Origin of the sequence: Streptomyces spongiae, assembly GCF_009377185.1 — a bacterium.
GTDB classification, from domain to species: domain Bacteria; phylum Actinomycetota; class Actinomycetes; order Streptomycetales; family Streptomycetaceae; genus Streptomyces; species Streptomyces spongiae.
On the sequence record NZ_VJZC01001079.1, the window covers coordinates 1 to 1,253 of the forward strand.

A 1,253-nucleotide genomic window follows, 5' to 3' on the forward strand; every position below is an offset into this window, starting at 1 on the left:
AGAGACAGCCAGCAGCCCGCGCAGGGCGCGCACGACACGGGTCAGCACAGCACGGGTGGCTACGGGTTCCCGCAGCAGCAGTCCGGCCCGGGCACTCCTCCGGCGGCCGGCGGATACGGCTACCCCCAGCAGGCGGGATCGCCCGCGCCGCCCCAGTCGAACCAGGACACGTCGGGCGGTTACGGATTCCCTCAGCAGCAGGCGCCCGCCCAGCCGCCCGCCTCGCCGGGCTTCCCCGTGCTGCGCCCGGTCGACGAGGACGCCCAGGGCACCCCGCCTCAGGCCGCCACCCCGGCGGCGGGCGTTCCCGCGCAGTCCACCCCGCCGGGGGGCGTTCCCGCGCAGCCGACTCCCGAACAGGCGGGTTCCGCGCAGTCGGGGGCCGAGTGGCCGGTGCCCGAGCTCAACCATGCCGCGGCGGACGCCGAGGCGGCGCTGCTGTTCGGCGGTGCCGACGACGAGCCCGAGGAGGCGCCGAGCGCCGAGGCGGAGTCGGGTGACTCCGCCGGGCCCGTGACCGGTGCCGAGGGCGACGAGTCCGCTGGCGGCCGCTCCGGCTCGGAGTCCCCCGCGCAGCCCGAAGCCGAGGCCGCGCCGGCCACGGCGGAGGCCCAGCCGGAGGCCGAGGCACTGGCAGGACCGGCGCCCGCCGCTCCCGGTCCCCAGCCCGCCGCGCAGGGACAGCCGCCGCAGACGCAGCCCCCCGCGCAGGCCCCCGCCGCGCACCAGGGCGACCAGGCGCTCCCCCCGCTGCCGCAGGGCTACGTACCCGCGCAGCAGGCAGGGCACCCGGACCAGCAGGCCGCCGCTGCCGCCGCGCAGGCAGCCGGTTACGGCTACCCGCAGCAGGCGCCCCAGCCCGGACAGCCCCAGCCGGGACAGCCGCAGGCACAGCCCGGTCAGCCTCAGGCCGCCGGTTACGGCTACCCCCAGGCTCCCGGGCAGCCCCCGGCGCAGCCGCAGCACCAGACGCCTCCGCAGGGCACGTTCGGCCCCGCCCAGCCGCAGACCGGGTACCCGACGCAGGGCGGCCAGCAGGCACCGGTCGACCCGCGACAGACGCACCAGCCCGCACAGCCCCAGCCCCATCCCGCACACCCGCAGGCGGCGGGCTACGGGTACCCGCAGCAGGCACCCCAGCCCGGGCAGCCCCAGCCGGGACAGCCCCAGCCGGGGCACCCGCAGGCGCAGCCCGGACAGCCGCAGCCTCAGCCCGGTCAACCCCAGGCCGCCGGATACGGCTACCCCCAGGC

General features: G+C 78.9%; 1 pseudogene. It reads left to right on the top strand.

What is annotated here, in order from left to right:
- Positions 1-1,253: pseudogene (locus FNH08_RS51375) on the top strand (hypothetical protein); the annotation flags it as partial.